This window comes from Desulfonatronum parangueonense (assembly GCF_054656975.1).
This window is the reverse complement of record NZ_BAAHXH010000003.1, coordinates 150683-169753: the sequence shown is the minus strand read 5'-3', so window position 1 is coordinate 169753 and position 19071 is coordinate 150683. Positions and strand designations below refer to the sequence as shown.

The 19071-nt window shown below is 50.5% G+C and carries 23 protein-coding genes; 3 read left to right on the top strand and 20 right to left on the bottom strand.

Features of this window, described 5'->3' with window-relative positions:
• Window positions 1-256: 256 nt before the first annotated feature.
• The 20 genes from ACYQ15_RS01340 to ACYQ15_RS01245 form a co-directional block, all read right to left on the bottom strand.
• A complete protein-coding gene (locus ACYQ15_RS01340; protein WP_459935734.1) occupies window positions 257-511 on the bottom strand; it encodes a hypothetical protein in 255 nt (84 codons plus the stop codon).
• A 233-nt stretch (window positions 512-744) separates the two neighbouring features.
• On the bottom strand, window positions 745-1473 hold the full coding sequence (locus tag ACYQ15_RS01335; RefSeq protein WP_459935733.1) for a transposase: 729 nt from the start codon (window positions 1471-1473) through the stop codon (window positions 745-747).
• Between the two features lie 279 nt (window positions 1474-1752).
• Window positions 1753-2046 (bottom strand): hypothetical protein, encoded by a 294-nt coding sequence (locus tag ACYQ15_RS01330; RefSeq protein ID WP_459935732.1) that lies wholly within the window; start codon window positions 2044-2046, stop codon window positions 1753-1755.
• A gap of 227 nt (window positions 2047-2273) precedes the next feature.
• On the bottom strand, window positions 2274-3482 hold the full coding sequence (locus ACYQ15_RS01325; protein ID WP_459935731.1) for a glycosyltransferase family 92 protein: 1209 nt from the start codon (window positions 3480-3482) through the stop codon (window positions 2274-2276).
• Between the two features lie 22 nt (window positions 3483-3504).
• On the bottom strand, window positions 3505-5238 hold the full coding sequence (locus ACYQ15_RS01320) for a CDP-glycerol glycerophosphotransferase family protein (protein WP_459935730.1): 1734 nt from the start codon (window positions 5236-5238) through the stop codon (window positions 3505-3507).
• Between the two features lie 23 nt (window positions 5239-5261).
• The gene (locus ACYQ15_RS01315; RefSeq protein WP_459935729.1) at window positions 5262-6047 is read right to left on the bottom strand and encodes a phosphocholine cytidylyltransferase family protein; all 786 of its coding nucleotides are present in this window, start codon (window positions 6045-6047) and stop codon (window positions 5262-5264) included.
• Window positions 6048-6335: 288 nt separating this feature from the next.
• The gene (hepT, locus tag ACYQ15_RS01310) at window positions 6336-6599 is read right to left on the bottom strand and encodes a type VII toxin-antitoxin system HepT family RNase toxin (RefSeq protein WP_459935728.1); all 264 of its coding nucleotides are present in this window, start codon (window positions 6597-6599) and stop codon (window positions 6336-6338) included.
• A gap of 147 nt (window positions 6600-6746) precedes the next feature.
• Window positions 6747-7136 (bottom strand): type VII toxin-antitoxin system MntA family adenylyltransferase antitoxin, encoded by a 390-nt coding sequence (mntA, locus tag ACYQ15_RS01305; RefSeq protein ID WP_459939533.1) that lies wholly within the window; start codon window positions 7134-7136, stop codon window positions 6747-6749.
• 180 nt (window positions 7137-7316) lie between these two features.
• Complete coding sequence (locus tag ACYQ15_RS01300; protein ID WP_459935727.1) at window positions 7317-9053, bottom strand: hypothetical protein; 1737 nt, start codon at window positions 9051-9053, stop codon at window positions 7317-7319.
• Between the two features lie 65 nt (window positions 9054-9118).
• Window positions 9119-9667: a hypothetical protein gene (locus tag ACYQ15_RS01295; RefSeq protein ID WP_459935726.1), complete on the bottom strand. Its 549-nt coding sequence runs from the start codon at window positions 9665-9667 to the stop codon at window positions 9119-9121.
• Window positions 9668-10276: 609 nt separating this feature from the next.
• Entirely contained in the window at window positions 10277-11386 is a 1110-nt protein-coding gene (locus ACYQ15_RS01290; RefSeq protein WP_459935725.1) for an AAA family ATPase, read from the bottom strand.
• A 174-nt stretch (window positions 11387-11560) separates the two neighbouring features.
• Window positions 11561-11851, bottom strand: a complete 291-nt coding sequence (locus ACYQ15_RS01285) for an AAA family ATPase (protein WP_459935724.1) — start codon at window positions 11849-11851, stop codon at window positions 11561-11563.
• A 367-nt stretch (window positions 11852-12218) separates the two neighbouring features.
• Entirely contained in the window at window positions 12219-12662 is a 444-nt protein-coding gene (locus tag ACYQ15_RS01280; protein WP_459935723.1) for a hypothetical protein, read from the bottom strand.
• The gene (locus tag ACYQ15_RS01275) at window positions 12646-12906 is read right to left on the bottom strand and encodes a hypothetical protein (RefSeq protein ID WP_459935722.1); all 261 of its coding nucleotides are present in this window, start codon (window positions 12904-12906) and stop codon (window positions 12646-12648) included. Before ACYQ15_RS01275 ends, ACYQ15_RS01280 begins: the two co-directional genes overlap by 17 nt.
• Before the next feature lie 154 nt (window positions 12907-13060).
• Complete coding sequence (locus ACYQ15_RS01270; RefSeq protein ID WP_459935721.1) at window positions 13061-13729, bottom strand: ATP-binding protein; 669 nt, start codon at window positions 13727-13729, stop codon at window positions 13061-13063.
• Window positions 13730-13758: 29 nt separating this feature from the next.
• The gene (locus tag ACYQ15_RS01265; RefSeq protein ID WP_459935720.1) at window positions 13759-13983 is read right to left on the bottom strand and encodes a hypothetical protein; all 225 of its coding nucleotides are present in this window, start codon (window positions 13981-13983) and stop codon (window positions 13759-13761) included.
• 84 nt (window positions 13984-14067) lie between these two features.
• Window positions 14068-14370, bottom strand: a complete 303-nt coding sequence (locus ACYQ15_RS01260) for a hypothetical protein (RefSeq protein WP_459935719.1) — start codon at window positions 14368-14370, stop codon at window positions 14068-14070.
• Entirely contained in the window at window positions 14348-14611 is a 264-nt protein-coding gene (locus ACYQ15_RS01255; RefSeq protein WP_459935718.1) for an AbrB/MazE/SpoVT family DNA-binding domain-containing protein, read from the bottom strand. The genes ACYQ15_RS01260 and ACYQ15_RS01255 overlap by 23 nt, the downstream gene beginning before the upstream one ends.
• Window positions 14612-14619: 8 nt before the next feature.
• Window positions 14620-14871: a hypothetical protein gene (locus ACYQ15_RS01250; RefSeq protein WP_459935717.1), complete on the bottom strand. Its 252-nt coding sequence runs from the start codon at window positions 14869-14871 to the stop codon at window positions 14620-14622.
• 27 nt (window positions 14872-14898) lie between these two features.
• Complete coding sequence (locus ACYQ15_RS01245) at window positions 14899-16269, bottom strand: ATP-binding protein (RefSeq protein ID WP_459935716.1); 1371 nt, start codon at window positions 16267-16269, stop codon at window positions 14899-14901.
• Between the two features lie 413 nt (window positions 16270-16682).
• Between ACYQ15_RS01245 and ACYQ15_RS01240 the strand changes: the two genes are divergently transcribed.
• The 3 genes from ACYQ15_RS01240 (at window position 16683) to ACYQ15_RS01230 (ending at window position 19052) form a co-directional block, all read left to right on the top strand.
• Entirely contained in the window at window positions 16683-17852 is a 1170-nt protein-coding gene (locus ACYQ15_RS01240; RefSeq protein WP_459935715.1) for an ATP-binding protein, read from the top strand.
• A 433-nt stretch (window positions 17853-18285) separates the two neighbouring features.
• Complete coding sequence (locus ACYQ15_RS01235) at window positions 18286-18567, top strand: nucleotidyltransferase domain-containing protein (protein ID WP_459935714.1); 282 nt, start codon at window positions 18286-18288, stop codon at window positions 18565-18567.
• Window positions 18564-19052, top strand: a complete 489-nt coding sequence (locus ACYQ15_RS01230; RefSeq protein ID WP_459935713.1) for a hypothetical protein — start codon at window positions 18564-18566, stop codon at window positions 19050-19052. The genes ACYQ15_RS01235 and ACYQ15_RS01230 overlap by 4 nt, the downstream gene beginning before the upstream one ends.
• The last annotated feature ends 19 nt before the right edge of the window (window positions 19053-19071 follow it).

Below are 19071 nucleotides of genomic sequence, written 5' to 3'. Positions count from 1 at the left end.
TATAATGATGCCAAATATGAAAACTTCCAAATTTCTTGGGGTTATGTAGCCACTCTCCTTTCCTTCAACTTGATTCATAAATTTGCAAAATAATGGAACCGAGCAAGAATTTGAGCAGGAATTTTGTATAGGCATTTCTCTGTCCTTATGAAAGACAACTGTATGCGCATGGTTACCAATCCCCATTCGAGAAACACACCGTCCGGCTCTGTAAAAGACAGCTTTTGGATTATCATGAATTCTACAGTATAATTGCCTACATGTTACAGCTGGAATTGAGCTGTTCGTCACGTTCAGTCAGGAAGAAATCATAAGCAACCGTAACGAGCATAGATCTCTCCTTTGGCAATAATTCCAGTGAGTCACGTACAGAAGGACATGTTTCACTATACCAGAATTCATCAGCATCTATAGGCAAGACGAAGTCACATTTGTCCGCGACCACAGTGATGTCCGGAGCATAGGCCCGAATGTCGGTGACATACCGCGCCTTGGCGGAAAGCCGTTCCACCGTTCGAGCATCCAGTCCGCGGCCTATCGTCCCCTGGATGGATTCAGAATGCAGTGGGCTGGGTCTCTGAGACCAGCATCCAGTTGTAATTATTAACTTTGACCTCCCAAAAAGGCCAATTTTAAACCCTTACAGACAACTTTTGTCTTTCAAGGCAAAGTTTTCAGTATCCAACAATCCAAAATAATTTGAAAAAAGTCAAAAATCGCTGGAGCAAAAAAGCTCCCACTCAATCATATTCTCGCGTTTGCCCTGACACCGTATTCACCAGGGTTCTCATGCGCAACTGCAACAGGCATTTTCCGTGGATCGGCCCCCATTCTCAGCCGCAGCATATCAACAAAGCTCTTGCTCCCAACGGCCAGTTCCACAGTCCAGATTTCATCACGCGACAAGCTTCCCTTTCGAATCGCATTGGCCACCCACCCGGAATAGTGCTCGCTGAAATCAATGGTATCCGGCATTCCCATCAATCGAACAAGCTCATCAACAGCAATGAGGCGATACCGTTGCTTGGGTTTGACGATTTCATGATAGCCGCAGTGTTTCCATGTACGAGGATGATCCACGACTCCAGCACGGTTCATGTTCAAGTCGATATAAAGTGAGCATCGTGCCAAATATTCATCCGTTTCAACGCCGGTGGCGTGATACCGCTTCTCCCAGAAAGCGCCCTTGCGCCCTCGGCGTTTGTTGTACCTTGCCCCAACCCTAGATGCCACAAGCTGCATCATCCTCGGTATCGCCTCCCGGTCTTCCGGCCCAACCACCAGCAAATGAAAGTGATTCGATGTGACCGAAAAATTCAGGATCGGCACATTATACCTCGCACGACCTTCTTGCAGCCATTTGACCCACAAGTCGAGATACCATGCGTAGTCCAGCAGAAAATCCCGGTTGTGGCAGCGATGGGTTATGTGCCACACATAGCCCGGAACAAAAAAACGTAACGGATATCCCATGTTTCAAATGGCAACAAGCCGAATCAATTCTTACCCATTCCACGTGTGTCGCATTTTGGGTAAAATATCACACATCCTCCAACTACCATTACAACACGGTCTGAACAAAACTTCCAACCCCGGCATGATAATATTTTGACATTCTTTGCCAAAGTTAAGGCTGGGTCTCTGAGACCAGCAATAGCCTGTATTTATCCACCTTATCCCCCAAAAAGGTCTATTTTGACCCCTTACAGACAACTTTTGTTGCCCAAACCACTACTTTATAGATTCAAGTATCTAACATAATTTAACAAAATTCAAAAAATCACTGGAGTTAAAAACTTCCCATTCAATCATATTCTCGCGCTTGTCCTGACCATATCCACCAGGATTCTCATGCAGATGCGCAACGGGCTCTTTCCGAAGAGCCGCACCCATTTTCATTCGTAGCATATCAACAAAGCCCTTGCTCCCGACGGCCAGCTCAACAGTCCAAATTTCATCACGTGACAAGCTCCCCTTCCGAATCGCATTGTCCACCCACCCCGAATAGTGCTCGCTGAAATCAAAGGTATCCGGCATTCCCATCAACCGAACAAGCTCATCAACATCAATGAGACGAAACCGTTGCTTGAGCTTGACTATTTCATGATATCAGCAGTTTCCAGGTACGAGGATGATCCACGACTCCAGCACGATTCATATTCAAGTCGATAGCAAGGCTGGGGCAAGGCTGGGTCTCTGAGACCAGCAATAACCTAAGAGTATCCGACATGTCTCAGTGATCTTCTGCTTCACAACCACCATCCTCAAAAAAATCAGCCTAAAAACCGTTCAATTTTAGTGTCCAAATCATTGATAAAAATTAAGATTCTTTTGTCGTCATTAATTTCATTTGAGAAACGCCATCGCATATAAAGAATCATCTTGTGAGCTAAAACATATTCTTTTGATAATATTAGATTGTTTATATATTCAAAACAAAGGTTAATATCTACAAAACTACTAAATAATTTCATCAAGTAAACTTTAGCTTCTTTGTCATTATTTTTCTTTTTTGCAATTCTAAACCTAGCATAATCAATAGTAACTTGCTCAGCGCCAAGCACTTTTGCTTTTTTTAGCAAAGCTTCTGCGCTTTCTAGACTTCCTTGAGATATCAAATGAAATATGAAATCAAGAATATTGTTCAAGCTTGTCTTTTCTTTTAAACGAGTCGATAAGTCTGAAAATAAATCTCCAGATTCTTTATACTTCTCAATTTTTTCAGCAAAATGAACAGCTCCGTAGTCAAGAATATTTGCATGTTCCAATTGGTGAAAAAAAGCACTATGCTTTCTTTTTCCTTCATCATCAACTCTATCCGCCCTACCCCGTTCCAGCTTTTGGCAATAATCTTGTTGTGACCTAAAATAATAATGGTTCAATTGTATATTATCCGCTGTAAAAGGCCCCTGTGATTCTGATATTGGAAAATAATTTTCATCAACACAATACCAAGGATCCTTATATATAAACTTATGCGGGTTGAAAGGATGTAATACTTTTTGAGGTTGAACAATGGATTTAATATGTAAATTTTTTGGATAATCAAGTGGAAATCTGTGAATATAACTTTTCATTTGATATGAATCCGGCCTTCCAAGATATCCTGATGAACCGAAATCAACCCAATGAACACCAAGTCCACCATACTCTTCATAATCCGATAAAAATAATCGAATATCTTCCATTTTATTTGGTATCAGAAATTCATCAACATCAACGAAAGCGATCCATTTTGATTTATCTGTATACAATTTCAAACAATCATTATAAGCAGTGATTTGTTTTTCTTGACCATCAATTTTATAAATATCAACAAAACATTTATCAACATACTCTTTAAGAATTAAATTTAGTGGGGGAGAACTTTCATTATCAAAAATAATAATCTTTTCCGCGCCGATCAACAGATGATGATCAATCCATTCGTGAATAAATGGATGTTCATTTTTTGCTATACAGCAAACACTGAAGTATTTCATGGCGTATAACAATCGCTTTTTATTATTTGGGATAAAAATACGTTTCCAATGCCGACGCACTCAGATAATCAGCGCTGATCAAAACATCATCCACGTTCCGAATGAATTCTGAATAGTTTGCGCTCTCAGAAAATCGACTCGCAAAAGCTTGTGCAACATCCTTCGGCAGCATCACACAGGGGGAGGGAGTGCGGTCGTTGAAGGCCGCAGAGCCGATGCCAAAGTTGCGGAAGTTCCAGGCCAGCTCTTCGTTGTCGGAGATAAACAGGCGACCGGGAAATAAAAGGTCGTAAACCCGACGCACCTGCTTTGGGTCCGCAAGAACCTTGACCATCCCCACCTTTCGGTTCCAGTGAAAATGGTTTTCCATCCATTTTAGCCAATGCATCGGCAAGACCCAGCCCTGCTGAAGCAGCACCACCCACTCTCCCTTGGCCGCGGCAAACGCTTGTGCAAGTTGTCGCCTCATCATGTAAGCGGCTTCTTCCCGGGCTTTTCCGAAATCAGTTGAACTTGCGGGGCTGGGAACCTTCACTGGCAGAAGCTGCAACGGCAGATTCCCGGCCTTGGCGACGACTTCCACGACGGACTCCCGCTCAGCGGACAATGACGCGGTCTGATCCAGCTCCAGAAGCACTGTGTACTTGGGCCTTGACCAGGTTCTCCGAGGCTGGACCAACAGTTCCCGAATGGCCTCGGCGGCTCGCTGAACGGACTTGCCGTCTCGACCATAGTCCAGCTCTTCAATGTACTGCTGACGCTCCTCTTCCAGGATCTCGGGATGCTCCAACGCCTTGTCCACTTTTTCCTGAAGGGTCCGCACGCTATCCGCTTCCAGCACGGCATCGCGGACCTTATGCTCCAGGTCGGAAGAATCATAGTTTTCAAATGCTTTTAGATGGGGACTGTTGAAAAGTACCACCGGCTTGTTCAGGAGCATGAACTCCACGAACATGGAGGAAACGTCGCTGACCATCACGTCTGCGGCGTGCATCATGCCGGAGTAGTCCCCATCTCTCAGAAAGACCACATCGTCGCGTTGCGCGGCCAAACGCCTGTAGAGTTCCTTCCATGGCTCGGGCGTCATGTGGTGCAACTTGACGCCGATGATTGTCTGATCGTCGCCCAGGGACGTGATCCTATCCCAGACATGGGGAATGGCCGAAAGCTCGGGATTGAACGTCGGCGCGAAAAGCACCATGGGCTTCTCCGGATCCAGACCATGCTTGGCGCAGAACCTCCGCTTGCCCACTGCATGAGGACCGAAGAGCTGATCCGACTTGATGAAGCCGGTCACCCGGATCGGCGAGAATACGTTGTCCTCCAGACGTCGCTTGTGCCACGGCCCCGGCACGCAGAGCAGATCGGAAAGATTTTCCCGCCGGACCACAGGGTCTCGACGATAGTACATGCCCTTGCAGATCAAGCCATGGCCGACGTTGGCCACCTTGCCGTGCCGGGGCAGGTTGTAATGGCAGGCATCGGCCACCACACTGACCCTCGGACGCACCTCAAGGACTGAAGACACGAACCGCGACTTGCTTTGCAGCCGGTCGACAGTTGTGGGTTCCAGCCCCCATCCAGGCATATCCTCGCGGGGCCCCTGGAAGTCCGGGGCGGCAAAGGCCAAACGCAGCTCCGGGTAATGGTGTTGAAAATAGTCGTGCACCGGTTCCAGAAAGGACAAATGCAGACTGCGCTCGACATAAAAAAGCAGGTCAACATCGGCCGTTTTGGATGTCTTCCCGAGTTTCATTCGGCCTCCAACGGCAATGGCTGTCAGGCCGATACGGCCTGGAAGAACTCCTGGCGCATCAATTTCAGTCCCGAACGCGAATCCTGGCCACTCCCCGACGACCAGCTTGAATGCGGAGAGCCAATCGGGCGCCGGCTATCGGTTCCAAATATTGCGCGCGCCTCGCGCAAATCCTCGTCAAAATCCACTTCAATGCAGCGATAGGCGGAAATGTCCAGAATCCGGAAGTCCACTCCCCGGGCCAGGGACGCTTCAATTCCTTTCTCAAAATAGTCATCATCCTGACACTGCGTCAGAGCGTGGACGAACTGCGAAAGGTCCGTGCGCATGATCCTGTTCACGCCCACGGCTTCTCCCTGCGGCTGAACCACCTGTTTGGATATCTCCAGAAGCCTGTCGTTGTCGTCGGCCCTGTATTTGACTTCCTCGGCGCCGCAGCGCTTGCGATCCACGGCCACGGCATTCTTCCGACAGTCCGCGACCTGCTCGATCACTTCCCTGTCAAATACCACGTCGCCGTTGGCCCAGATCACGTCGTCGTCCATGTATTGCAATGCGCAAAGCAGGCTCTTGGATGTATTGGTGATGTAATAGAAGGGATTGTATTTGTAGAACACGTCCGGGAATTCCTCCATGATCAACGCCTGCTTGAACCCGCTGACCACGTATATCTCACGAATTCCCACCTCCCGGAAGATGCGAATCTGCCGCCCAAGGATCTGCTCTCCCTCCGGAAGCAGGCTCATGCACTTGGGAAACGGACGCCCGAGACGACTGCCCACGCCGGCGGCAAGGATGACGGCTTTCATGATCCCTCCTGTAAATGATGAAAATACGGGAGAAATTATGCAAGATAAACGCCAACAGTTGCATGACTTGCAATAACCGACCGGCCAATGATTCTCCGGCTCTGACCTGCAGATGGAAGCTGGAGGAACCCGTAGCCAGGTTTCCTTCCGCATGACCCAGGTCCACAAGCCCTTTCAGGAACAGCCCCGCTTCGGGAAGGTGTTGGGCCTCTTCGAAATCCCTTGATGATAATGCTGCCTGAACAGTTACCTCGCACTGGAGGTATTAAGACGCTTACCCATCAAGATTTACCTTGCCTGCATCCATGAATAAACCTGCCCTGCGAACGCTCTGAAATCATCCAGATGTTCCGTGCTGATGGCATATACCACGTCCCAGTTGATCTGCCGGTACTCGTGTACCGCAATGTTTCTGAACCCGACCGCGGCCTTCATTCGATGAGCTGTCGCCTCAGTGATAATGTTTTCACTGCGGAGCCGATCAAAACATTCAGACATGCTCATGGGCGCCGGCTGCTTGAGATCGGCCACGACATGCGCCGCAATGTCCACGCAGAGCTGAACGGCCCGCTCCAGGTTGAGGACGATGATGTCCTGAGATCCTGGTCATCATGCAAAACAAGAAGATCAGAAGGCGTTTTGGCAATGACCCGGTCAATGCAGCGTTCCAACGATTCAATTTTTGCAAGAAAGATATCTTTATCCATGGATGAACCTTTGGCAGTGTCGATGGAGAACCATTCGGGTCAGGGGCATCATGTCCGCTTGGTTGAACCACATCTTTTTTATGAGCAAGGGATAAATCCTGTCATCCGTGGTAATGATCTTTCCCCTGCAGAGAGCCTGCTGCAGGATGGGGCCGGATACGGACTGGAGGTCAACAAGATCCACGTTCCGCCCCAGAAGAGACGACAGTTCTCCGACCATTCGAATCCTTTCCCGGCTCCCGACAGGGCTGTCCGCGGCAACCGCGACATCAATGTCACTGGCGGCTGTCAGGCGGCCATGCGCTCCAGACCCAAACAGGATAACGACCCGAACTTCCGGGATCGCATTAAAAAAATTCCTGATGTTGGATACTAGTTCCATGTCAGCCATGGCTTGGACCATTTGGGATTGTCACGTACACATGTTGCGAATCCTACCCGCCAGAGCCCTCTCAATGCTCCCTCCGCGAGGAATTCTTCTCTTTTTTCCTCTCGCAGAAACCGCGGAGCGAAGAGGTATGAAAAATAATCGGTAAACGAGAAGTAACTATGGTTACAAAATTCAGTTGGATTGACTGTCTTGAGCTGATTTCGTTTTCATGAACAACTCGAGGATCTGTTGTGGTAACCCTTGCTTTTTGATGATTGCACGCCCACCAGGGAGTATCCGGTCGGTGTCTCCGTTTGAACTGTTGCTGTCCTTTTCGTCCTCGTACCTGATACTGGCAAAGAGTTCCTCCAGGCTGTCTTTTCCGTTGAGAAGCACTTCCATGTATGCGGGATTGTCCAGGTTTTTGACAAGCGGAGTATCGGCGATCATCGCCTGTAGTGTTCTTCGCATGGAATTGTTGCCGGTTTTGCGGCGATGGCCTCTTCTCAGACCGCGGAATAAGCGTTCGAGAATGTTATTGGTCCGCTGAGGGTAGATTGTGACAAAGCCTTGCGGACTGGCTACCATAATGGGGTCGGCAAAGAGCTTTTTACCGTATTTATCAATTTGTTGCTCCATTTTGAGGCAAAGCTTGTCATCGGCCAAACGGCTTTCCTTTTGGAGCCTATGTCGGAACTTTTCAACACCCTGGCGGATGGTTGACATGGCTTCAGACGAACCGTCATCGTTGAGGCCGTTATTTTCTTCCGGCGTGGCAATGCGCATGGCGTTGCGCAGATCGTCAAACACTTCGACGCGCCATCGCAGTTCTGTCGTAGCCTGGATCAATTCGGGATCGTTGGCGATGTTGGATATCTTGTTTGCCAAGACGCGCAGAGGTTTGTGGTTATCTTTAAGGCCGCAGGGATGTTCAAGGAGCATGGGCAAATACCGGTCCAATTCAAGCATTCGCTCAGTAAACTCCAGCAACGGACGATCAAAGGGAAAGCCATACCCGTTGCCGTTGTTTTTGCCCTGCAAGGCCCATAACGCCAGAGAATACGCGGACAAAGACGGCAGCATTTCGACATTATGGGGCGGAGTTTTTGTATTCACTGCATCAACCAGCAAGGGTAAATCAGGGCTTTGCCCCAGCGATTGCCGTATTTGCCGAATGAGTGCTCGCAGGTTGGGAGTCGCTGCAAATGATTTCAGGCGGTTTCTCAATCGCGAGTATGCCGGTTCCAGGAAGTCTTTGCCGGCATCACGCAGAAAGTGGAAATGGCAGATGAAGTCGGGAATGCCGGGGAAGGTTTCGTTGACCGCCTTGCAAATGCCGGTGCCCATGTCATGGACGCAGGCAACCGGCGTACCATACGTGTCTTGAATGTTCTTCAGGAACGGTTTGATGTGGACGGTGTTTTCGCTGGGTGCTTTGATGTTGCCCAGAACAAATTGACTCAGACTGTCCAGGCCGCTGAACAAGGTTGGCGCATCTCCTTCATGGGCGGCGTCCAGGTGGAGGCCATATCCGCCGGCCATCCGCATTTTCTGGCGGATGCAGGGCGCGGCTTGGGCATGAGCAAGGGCCAGATACTTGATGAACTTGCGGCCCAGGTAGTCGATCTCTGAGAGGCTGATGTGCGTGTTGCGCATTTTCAGTTCAGTTTGCACTTCGTCGAGTGTGCGGAAGTTTCTGAACAGAGCCTGGCCGACAAAGACCAAGACGTCATAGGCCACGTTGCATCGAGTCGGCACCATTCGGAGTAGCGTTTCGGAGCCCATGGCTCGTGAGCATTGAGGGCAGTTAAGTACGGTTTCATGTGCGATGAATGGTCCGGCCATGCTGTAAACAACTTTTCTGCGCGTTTTCTGGACAAGTCGCGGATGGGTGCATGTGCAGTTTTCCTGCTCCGGAACAAAAGACACCACTGGCGGTTTTGGGAATAATGCCGCCGGGGATATTTCCCGTTGCAGAAGCGCCTGACATCGTTTCAACGCCTCGATTGCTTGCGGGCCGTAGTTTCTGGAGTTTTTTTTAACCCGTGCTGCGCAAACAGCTTTTCGATCTGGGCTGCTTTGATGCTCACATGCCTTGTGCGCTTTATATGCATTGCCAGTTCCTCGAAGCTGAGATTGGGGGACCGGATGAATTCCGCCAAGACGAAAACCGCGATCTCGGCAGGAAGCAATTCCGATGGCATGGCCCGATTTGCCGCGGATTGGCGTTGCTTGTCGGCAGTGGTCATATCCTGGGAAAAATAGACGAAAGAACGTCCAATTTTGTCCCGCTGCAACCGCCCCTGCCTGCACAACTGGACAAGCACCGAATGACATCGACAACGCAGTATTTCTCCCAAGGCCTCGGCAGTAATTCCCTTGGGGCTGCGATTGACCAGCCTGACAAGGGTTTTGTTGAGATTGCCTACCCTGGAAAAGCCGATGTCGTCCGAAAACCATAACCCGTCGTGGCCGAACTTGGGAATGCTTTTCAGAGTGTACCATTTGCCATTGTGGGAAAAGCTTCTGTGGTATCCAACCACGCTCAAAAAACGCCGTGTAGAGGGAACTGAGTAGTTGAGTCGAGTTGCAAGGGGTTCGATTTGCCAGCATGGTTGTTCCGAGAAGGGAGGGGCAAGCTTTTGATCTGGCGATAGACAAGAAGACATGTTGGCCTCCTGGTAAAGTATTGCATATCGTAGCGAGAGGGATAGCATCATGCAATACTTTGTCAAATTTCAAGCCAACAAGCTGGATCACGATCGAATTGCCCCCACCTCAAAAACCAATTAAATCATCATTGATTTTAAATAATTGTTTGCAAATTATTAAAAAGGTCGCCGCTCGCGCTTTGGTGAATCACTAAACAATAAGATGAGAAAGTATAGCACAGCTTGCCGCCTAACATACTGAAATTTAACGATCCAACCGTATATTGTAATCATAGAGAAGTAACTACTCAGCTGATCCGAGGAAAAGCGGACTGTATACCTGCCTTCGCGGGTATGACTCACACGGAGACGGCATGAAAAACAAAAGTCATTCCCGCGAAAGCGGGAATCCAGGTCATGCTTGCCACAATTTTTGAAAAACAAACCTTTTTCCGTTCTGAAGCTGAGTAGTTACCTTCAAAAAAATCCCACCGCTCTTCCCTATGACAACCGCCGCAGCCAGAATTCAAACAGGGGATCCTGTAAATAATACCTGCCCGCTTTATGGTCGATGACATCCTTGGCAAGCAGCCCCTCAACCGCCTTTTTGAGTGCCGAACTGGTGAAATTGAAGCACGCCATGGTCTCTTTGGCGTAGATATTGACGCCGCCAGCGTGGATCAGCAGCTTGAGGGCTTTCTTTTGGTGTTGGCTGAGGCGCTCCCACTCGCTGAGAAAGAGATCCTCTTCCTTGCCCAGAATGCTGGTAATGGCGGCCTGGACCATCCCTGGCTCCACCTTGTCTTCGGTCATGCCGAAAATCTCGTTGGCGATCTGCTGGGTATAATACGGGAACCCTTTGGAGATACCCAGGATCGTGCCAATGGCTTCGTCGTCGATCTGTTTCTGGTGGGAGGCAAACCCTTGCTTGATAAATTGCCGCCAGTCCTGATCTGAAATTTTGTCAATGGGGAGGTGTTTCACCGACTTGTAAAAGGGCTTGTTTTTATCAAAAAACAGGTTTTTCATGATGGATTTTTTACTGCCCAGAAAAATATACGAAACACTGTCGCCATGGTGCTGCAGCACGGATCGTAATTTCTCGGCAATGCCCAAATTGACCACCTCCTGGAACTCGTCAAACACGACCACGACTTTTGAGTTCCGGTATTTGGCATATTTATAGGGAAGGTCCAGCACCTCTTTCAGGACATTTTTTGTCTCGCCGGGGAGCAGGCCAAGCCGAAAGCTGGGGTTTCCGCTTGCGTCAAAATCCACGGAGATGTTCGGCTTCAGGCCCAGGATTTTTTTGAAAAGGTTAACGGCCTTGTCCGCGGTGCTGGTCAGGCTTTTTGAAACGGCGTTGAAGTATTCGTTGATGAACTCACGCTCATCCACGATGCCCATCAGGTCCAGGAAAACATATGCGTGCTTCGTCCGGCCAAGGGCGTTCAGTGCCAAAGAGGTTTTCCCAAATCTTCGCGGGGCGTACAGTAATACATTCAGCCCGGTATCAATGTCCGCGATCAGTTCATTGATCTCGCCAAGCCGGTTGCAAAAATGCGCATCCGCGACAACGCCGCCGTAATAGAAGGGTTTTCGTGTTATCATCACCACCCGCCTTTGGATCACCCAACTTTATACCCATCGGCATAATACCCGCAAGTATAATTTTCCTTTTCTCAAGTCCAGTACTCTTTGTCTCCCCTACGAACAACCAATAGCCGACACAACCACCCGCACCCAGTTCCTGACCGGAAGATATGTCGCGTCTCCAAAGGATGATCAACCATCCACGAAAGCCTGGACTTCCCGCCAATCAAAGGGCAGCAGGGTCAACAGGCCCGTCCTTCCTGCCAGAGACTGACTCAAGGCCTCCCGAACATTGAATTGCTGACTGCCCGTGAGAATGAACCGTCCCGGAATCGGATCCTCGTCCACCATGAGCTGCAGGTAGGAAAGCAGGTCAGGTGTACGCTGAATCTCATCCAGGACAGCCCCTTCCTTGCATTCGGCCAGAAAACCACGGGGATCGTCGATGGCAAATTGCCTGACATCAGGCGCTTCAAGATTCACATATTTTCTGTCCGGATAGGCCATCGGGCAAAGCGTGGCTTGCCGCTTTGGCGAGGCCCCGTGATCGTGACCACTTGGATACCTGGCGGCCAGGGAATGAAGGGCTGGTTCGATTGTCTGCGCTGCATAAACACTGAATCTACCGAGTTTGTGCAAATTGCAAGTTATACTTTCAATCAGCATATACCGTCATAGGGCCACGGCATACGAACTGAATTCGACCTCAAGCACACCGGAACAATATCCCCCCTCTCTTCTTTCGTGCTCCCCGTGCCCCGGGGTTCAATCACTTTCTTCCCCCTTGCCTCTTTCCTCCTCACGTCCACCCAATGGCCGACACCACCACATGCACCCCGTCCACGTCATGTTACCCGGACAGTTTGGCCAGTACGCTTTCATCCTCCACCGGGACGAAAAGGGCTACGCTTATGGCCTTCATCCCAAGCTTCCCGGCGTACCCTGCTGCTTGCTGGATGGATTGACGCAACATTGCCATATCCACGAAGCTCTTGACCTCAATAACCCCGGACTGCTCCCCGCACTTCAGATGCAGATCCACCCGGCCATTGCCCGTGGGGAACTCGGGGCTGATCACGCAGCGTCTGCCCACCGCGTTGCACAACCAGAAGTAGAGATGGAAATGCCCCACCGCCTCGGTATAATGCAGGTCGCCTCGCCGGGGCTGGTTTTGCCAGGGATTCAAGCCCTTGGACGCAAGGCGCCGCAGATAGCCCTTGTAGCGCTCCAGCAGGGCCGGCAAGTCCAGATTCGGCCCGCCAAACACGTCGTCCAGTTCATCCAGAGGCTCCAAAGCCAGAATCGGTGGACATCGTGACGATGTGAAACCGCTCGCCGTACCGCTCCTCAATCTCCCGGCGCACCTGGTGCATCAACCAAGTCTTGCCGCTTTGCCGGGGTGACCAGATGGTGAAGTAATGCCCTCCATCCTCCAGGTCGCCAACAATATGCTCCAGGCAACTCTCCACCAGCTCACGTCGGGGGACGCAGAAATGACGACGACAGTTCACCGGGCCGTAGGAATAGAATTCGCGCATTGGTATCTCCAAAGATTTTATTAACCACAGGGAGCACGGGGGTAAGAAAGGGGGATGTTTTCCCCTGTATGCCCCGTGATCCTCGTGGTTCAATCTCTTCCCTCTCCCTTCTTGCCGCTTACCCCTTGCCCCTTATCGCTTCCCCTTACCCCACCTAAAAGTTCGACGGCGGCATGATTCCTCCATGCTCAAGAATTGCCGGGATGGCCGCTTCCAGCGGAACAAAGCGTACCGGACGATCCGACATCATGATTTCCGTATTCAGGCTTTGATTGATCACGAACAGCATTGACGGAGCGTAGGCGTACAGGAAGCTTCTGGCGGAACGGGAGAAGGCCGGACGGGTCAGGCGGTCGGCCTTGACTTCCACGGCGATCACTTGCTGACCGTCACTGAGGACAAAATCCATTTTAGCCTTGGATGTGGAGCGCCAATACTGAACGGACCATCTGGATGGCAGGTTCTTAAGCAGCTCGGACAGCAGCCAGTTCTCCACCAGCGCCCCGGTGTCCGGACGCTCCAGTATATCCGGCTCGGAAGTCTGGCCCAGGAGGATATTGCGGATGCCGTTGTCCACAAAGTAGCATTTGGGAGTGCGGGTCACTTCGGAACGCTTTCCATCCTGAAAGGGCAAAATCCGGCGGACAATGTGGGTTTCTTCCAGAATATCCAGGTAGTTCTGGACAGTCTTGCGATTCACGCCACAGTCCTGCGCTAGGTTGGACATGTTCAACAGATTGCCGACGTCAAAGACCAGCAGCTTCAACAGACGGCGAAAGGCATCTGGATACCGAACCTGGAAAAGGTCTGATGCGTCTCGCAAAATAAACGCCTCAACCAGATTCCAGAGTACTATCTCCGGCGCAGCCGAGAACCAGACTTCCTGATACCCGCCAAGTTCAGATGCCGCGCAAGCTGCCCGCTACGCTCCTCCATGGCCAATGCCGACGGCAAGGTTCTGGTGGACGCAGCGGTTTCCTCCAGGGAAAACGGCAGCAGCCGGTGCCGAATGGATTGACCGGCCAGAGATTCTCTGGTCCTGGCCTGCAGATGGAAGCTGGAGGAACCCGTAATCATTCCAGCATTTTGTTTATCCAGTATCCCAGCATTCTTATATTTTCATCCCAGCATTTTGATTTCACTCATCAAAAAAAAGAATACTTAGTGCGGATTCTTGTACAGGTCATCGTGGTCAAGGACGCGTAGCAGTCTGATGGGTTGGGTCCAGTCCGGAGCGCCGCTCTCACAGTATGCTGAAGGCTCAAAAGACAACCTGTACTTCCTGTCCACACGAGCAGACCAAGCAGTGGGATCATTGACGATACGTTCCAGGTTCAGCCCTTGACGAGAAGGATTTTGCTCAAGGAAATGAAGACATTTGGCAACCTTCTTGATCAACCCCTTGGTGCTTTTGATTCTTTCCAAGTCAGAAGCAAATTTTTCATTCGGTATCAGCTCGGGCATTGGCCAGTTCCTCAGCAAACCAATCCGGAAAAGCAGTTTTTTCCGAAGCCCTTGCCTCAGTCAATTTTCGAAGCCCTGGGTCGCTCAACTTTATGGACCTATAAATTTCAACCGGGTAAAGAGTAATCGCTCCCCCGGGCGCAACCGAAAGCTCAAGATATGTGCCTGGAGCGACCCCAAGCTCTCTTCTCAGGGAAGCCGGCAAATTGATACTCCCTCTTTTATCAACAGCAATGAGCATACTCCCTCCTATTGCGAATGCGTACATCTTGCATATGTCATAAACGACAAATCGTCAATTTCTTGATTGCACACATTCACCGCCACCCCCCATTCCAATAAATCACCCCAATGGCCCCCCCGGTTCCACGGGTAAAATTCCAGCAATTCCAGCATTCCAGCATCCCAGCATCCCAGCATCCCAGCATCCCAGCATTCCAGCATTCCAGCATATCCAGCATCCCAGCATTCCAGCATCCCTGCATCCCAGCATTCCAGCATCCCTGCATCCCAGCATTTCAAAATCCTTCACCCCATGCAGTCGATAACCATTCCCGGCGTCAGAACGCGGTATCCCATATCGGAAAAACGCTCTTTTCGGGCCTTCTTCACAAACAAGGCCGTAATCACTTTCCTGCCCTTGACAAACGGAACCTGTCCAACCTTGCGCTCCAATTCTCCGCATAGCGCATCCAGGTTGCCCATATCGCTCCACTTGGCCTCCCCAATCAGGAGAGTGCTTTGATCAACGGATTCCGCCACCAGGTCCAGTTCCATGGCCTTGCCGTCCAGGCCGGCTCCCCACCAGCGGGTCGATGGGTTGAAGCGCTTTTCGTCAAACTCAAGAAACGGAACCGCACTGCGGCAAAGATGTTCCCATGTTCCTGAAAGATATTGATCATACTGCCTGATGATGTCGCCCCAGACCTGATCCACCAGCCCAAACTCAAGCCTGCTTTTGTTGGGAACGAGAAAAGTGAAGAAGAAATTCAAAAAAGGATCGTCAATTTTATAGAGGGTTTTTTTGGTGGAACGAACCGACTCGCCAAAAGGAAGTTCCCTGCGGACATACCCGAGGTCGATCAGAACACCGAGCAGCCGGGACAGGTGAGTGGCCGGTTTTCCCAAACGGCCCGCGATTTCCGAAACCCGGTGACATCCCGCGCCGATCAGGCACAAGACGGAATACGCCTGGGTCGACGTACGCATCTCATCATAAAAAAGCCGCTCAGGTTCTTCATGAAGTACGCCGAATTGATCCAGGATGTTGTTCTTAACGGCATCGGCAAAACCGCCGACCTGCTTACGGATCTCCCAATACCGGGGGACACCGCCCCACACTCCGAATTCTCGCACCGCATCAATGGCATCGACATCCAGATACGCCTTAAGATGAGAGATCCCCATTGGCTTGACGCGCAGAACTTCATCAGAGCGCCCATAGAGCGGGGAGACGCCGTCCAGCACCATGCCATGCATCATCTGTTGCGAAGATCCGCAAAGAATCAAATGGTAGCGAAGAGTTTTTGCATCCACCAGCCTCTGGATAATCGATGGGAGTTCCGGACAGTTCTTGACCAGATAGGGAAACTCGTCGATGCACAGCGATGCTCGTTCCTGCAGAGCGAGATTGAGGCTTGTAAACAGACTTTCCCAGTCTGGATAAGCAGGCTTGCCAAACCCGGGAACCAGTTTGTCCGCCTGCCTTGCCAGGGCGGCGATTTGCAAGGTCTGATCCCTCTGGTCCGCCGCGAAGTAAATGGCGTTCTTCGGAAGGACATGCCGCAAAAGTGTTGTTTTCCCGCATCTCCGGCGGCCATAAACAACGATCAGACAGGCTTTTTCCCGGCCAAGAGCCTGTTTTAACCGCATAATCTCTCTTTCCCTGTTGACGAACATATCCCTCTCCCACGAAACAATGCATGAGAAGAATAATGTTCTACAAACATAATGTCAACCGCGTTCTCCCTTTAAACCTTCACAATGCATCCCAACCATTTTTACCCGTAAAATGCCGAAGGCCAGCGTAGCTGATTTCACCAGGACCAGCATTGTCTTTATATTTCCAGCATCCCAGCATATCATGTCTTATCCCAGCATTCCAGCATCCCCAGCATCCCAGCATTATGTCTTATCCCAGCATACCAGTGTTCCAGTATTCCAGTATTCAGTATTCCAGTATTCCAGTATTCCAGTATTCCAGTATTCCAGTATTCCATCCCAGCATTCAATCAGCCAATCTGAAACCCTGACTTGCAAATTGTCCAAATGGATAATAGCAAATTAAAAAAACTTGTACTCAAGGTGACGAGATGACCTACATCAAGCGAGACATGGAAGATAATCTGATCTCCATGTCGAAAAAATTTCCCGTGGTGACCCTGACCGGACCAAGGCAGTCCGGCAAATCAACTCTGGCCAGAAAAGTATTTCCCGAAAAACCTTATGCCTCTTGCGAAGACCCGGATATATTGCTCTTTGCCCGACAGGATCCGCGCGGTTTCTTGAAGACCTATGAAAACGCGGTCATTGACGAGGCTCAAAAGGTGCCCGAGATTTTTTCCTATATTCAGACCGTGGTGGATCAACACGATCAGCCCGGCCAATTCATCCTGACCGGTTCCAGCGATTTTTTGCTCTTTGAAAAGATCAGTCAGTCTCTCGCCGGAAGAACCGCCGTGCTGAAGCTTCTTCCTTTTTCCCTGGGCGAAATATTCCCGTCCCATCCTCGCGAGGATTATGAGGACTATCTGTTCACCGGATTTTATCCGCGGATATACAAGATGGGCATTCCAGCGCAGGACTTTTATCCCAGCTATGTCCAGACTTATGTTGAACGCGATGTACGGACGCTAAAAAATATCGCTGACCTTGGGCAGTTCCAGCTTTTCCTTAAATTGTGCGCGGGAAGGACCGGGCAGCTCCTGAACATGTCCGCCCTGGCCAATGAGTGCGGAATATCGCATACCACGGTAAAATCGTGGATATCCCTCTTGGAAGCCGGCTTTATCGTTTTCCTGCTCCGCCCGTACCATCAAAATTTCGGCAAGAGACTGGTCAAAATGCCCAAGCTGTATTTTCATGATCCCGGGCTTGCGGCGTATCTCCTGGAAATTCAGAGTCCGGAACAGCTCAGAACCCATTACCTGAAAGGCGCCTTGTTTGAATCCCTGGTTATCACCGAATTGATCAAAAAACGTTACAACCAGGGCAAGCAGACGAACTGTTATTTCTGGAGAGATAAAACCGGAAACGAGGTGGACTGCCTCATCGACCGGGGAGGTTCACAGCTTCCTCTGGAAATCAAGGCCGGCCGCACAGTGTCCCCGGACTTCTTCAAGGGATTGGAGTATTATGCAAAACTCGCAGGAGATTCGGCGACCAGGCCCTGTATCGTCTATGGCGGCAACGCGAACCAGAAAAGAAGCAATGCCGATGTGATTTCCTGGAATAATATGACGCAGTTGTTTTTGGATGGCTGAACATTTGTTGACGCTTGAAACATTGAACCGCCCGTTTCATACAGAGGCATCCCAGCATTCCAGCATTGTCTTTATTATTCCAGCATTCTTGTTTTCATCCCAGCATCCCAGCATCCCAGCATTTCTTATATCTCACCGACACACCGTCTTTCGCTTGACGACAGGGCCAGAGGGGGCGATATTGTTTTTTTCATCGAAACCGAGGCCCCTCATGCCCCTCTGGGATCAGGCCTGCAATGGTGGTTGCTCTCGAAGACGAACTTGGCCTGCCGGTGGATATTCTCGTGAAGTGCATTCATAACCCGGAGACCACCTTAGAATCCATGTCCAAATCCCGAACCAAGGACTTGAGTCACTCACGATACTCTTGATCGGAGCATCCTTTTCGTGCGTTTCCGCGCATTCCGTGGTCAACCATCTCAAGGCGTTAGCAATGCGATTACACCAGGATCAGATTGAGAACATCCGGGAAGTCGTCCTGACTCGCGATCCGGCGGCACGCATCTTTCTTTTCGGGTCACGCGTTGATGATCAGCAGCGCGGCGGGGACATCGATTTGCTGGTTTTGTCGCAAAAACTCGATGCAACTGACCGGCGCAAAATGAAAGTGGATTTGTACCGACGCATCGGCCATCGCAAGATCGACCTGCTTCTCGCTCCAGATGATCGCAGGGCATTTGTCCGTCTGGCCATGGAAGAAGGAGTTGCCTTGTGAAACATGCCCTACATCTGAACATGCTGGCCGAGGCTCGCGAGGATCTCGTTCATGCCTTGGCCTGGCTGCAACGCTCCCATGAACAATGCACGGCACTACGCCAGAAACAGGAGTTGCTTGCCGAGGATTATGACGCCTTCGAAGCGCTGACCAGTCGGTTTGCAAGGGTCAGTGACATCCTGCTGCAGAAGTTTTTTCGGGCCCTGGATGTCGTGGAACTCTCCAGCGGGGGAACGCTGCTAGATGTCCTGCTACGAGCAGAAAAACGCGGTCTGGTTGAATCAGCCGATGATTTCCTGGAAATTCGTGAGCTTCGCAATGAAATCAGTCACGAATACGCCATGGATGATTTGCAGGAACTTTTCTGGGATGTTTTGGATAAGACACCTTATCTCATCGAAGCTGTCACCGTTGCCACAACCTACGCGGACAAACGCTACCTCGCCACGAAAGACTCTGGAGGCTGGCACAGAGAATCTTTGTAGCCAAGGGAGCCCCATCCCC

Excerpts from the sequence above, each read along its gene's own strand:
- ACYQ15_RS01235 (WP_459935714.1), top strand. The coding sequence starts at position 18,286 with ATGCGATTACACCAGGATCAGATTGAGAACATCCGGGAAGTCGTCCTG.
- ACYQ15_RS01335 (WP_459935733.1), bottom strand. The coding sequence starts at position 1,473 with ATGGGATATCCGTTACGTTTTTTTGTTCCGGGCTATGTGTGGCACATA.
- ACYQ15_RS01250 (WP_459935717.1), bottom strand. The coding sequence starts at position 14,871 with ATGCTGGAATGCTGGGATGCAGGGATGCTGGAATGCTGGGATGCTGGA.
- ACYQ15_RS01260 (WP_459935719.1), bottom strand. The coding sequence starts at position 14,370 with ATGCCCGAGCTGATACCGAATGAAAAATTTGCTTCTGACTTGGAAAGA.
- ACYQ15_RS01255 (WP_459935718.1), bottom strand. The coding sequence starts at position 14,611 with ATGCTCATTGCTGTTGATAAAAGAGGGAGTATCAATTTGCCGGCTTCC.
- ACYQ15_RS01240 (WP_459935715.1), top strand. The coding sequence starts at position 16,683 with ATGACCTACATCAAGCGAGACATGGAAGATAATCTGATCTCCATGTCG.
- ACYQ15_RS01265 (WP_459935720.1), bottom strand. The coding sequence starts at position 13,983 with ATGATTACGGGTTCCTCCAGCTTCCATCTGCAGGCCAGGACCAGAGAA.
- ACYQ15_RS01290 (WP_459935725.1), bottom strand. The coding sequence starts at position 11,386 with ATGATAACACGAAAACCCTTCTATTACGGCGGCGTTGTCGCGGATGCG.
- ACYQ15_RS01320 (WP_459935730.1), bottom strand. The coding sequence starts at position 5,238 with ATGAAACTCGGGAAGACATCCAAAACGGCCGATGTTGACCTGCTTTTT.
- mntA (WP_459939533.1), bottom strand. The coding sequence starts at position 7,136 with ATGGAACTAGTATCCAACATCAGGAATTTTTTTAATGCGATCCCGGAA.
- ACYQ15_RS01315 (WP_459935729.1), bottom strand. The coding sequence starts at position 6,047 with ATGAAAGCCGTCATCCTTGCCGCCGGCGTGGGCAGTCGTCTCGGGCGT.
- ACYQ15_RS01275 (WP_459935722.1), bottom strand. The coding sequence starts at position 12,906 with ATGCGCGAATTCTATTCCTACGGCCCGGTGAACTGTCGTCGTCATTTC.
- ACYQ15_RS01245 (WP_459935716.1), bottom strand. The coding sequence starts at position 16,269 with ATGTTCGTCAACAGGGAAAGAGAGATTATGCGGTTAAAACAGGCTCTT.
- ACYQ15_RS01325 (WP_459935731.1), bottom strand. The coding sequence starts at position 3,482 with ATGAAATACTTCAGTGTTTGCTGTATAGCAAAAAATGAACATCCATTT.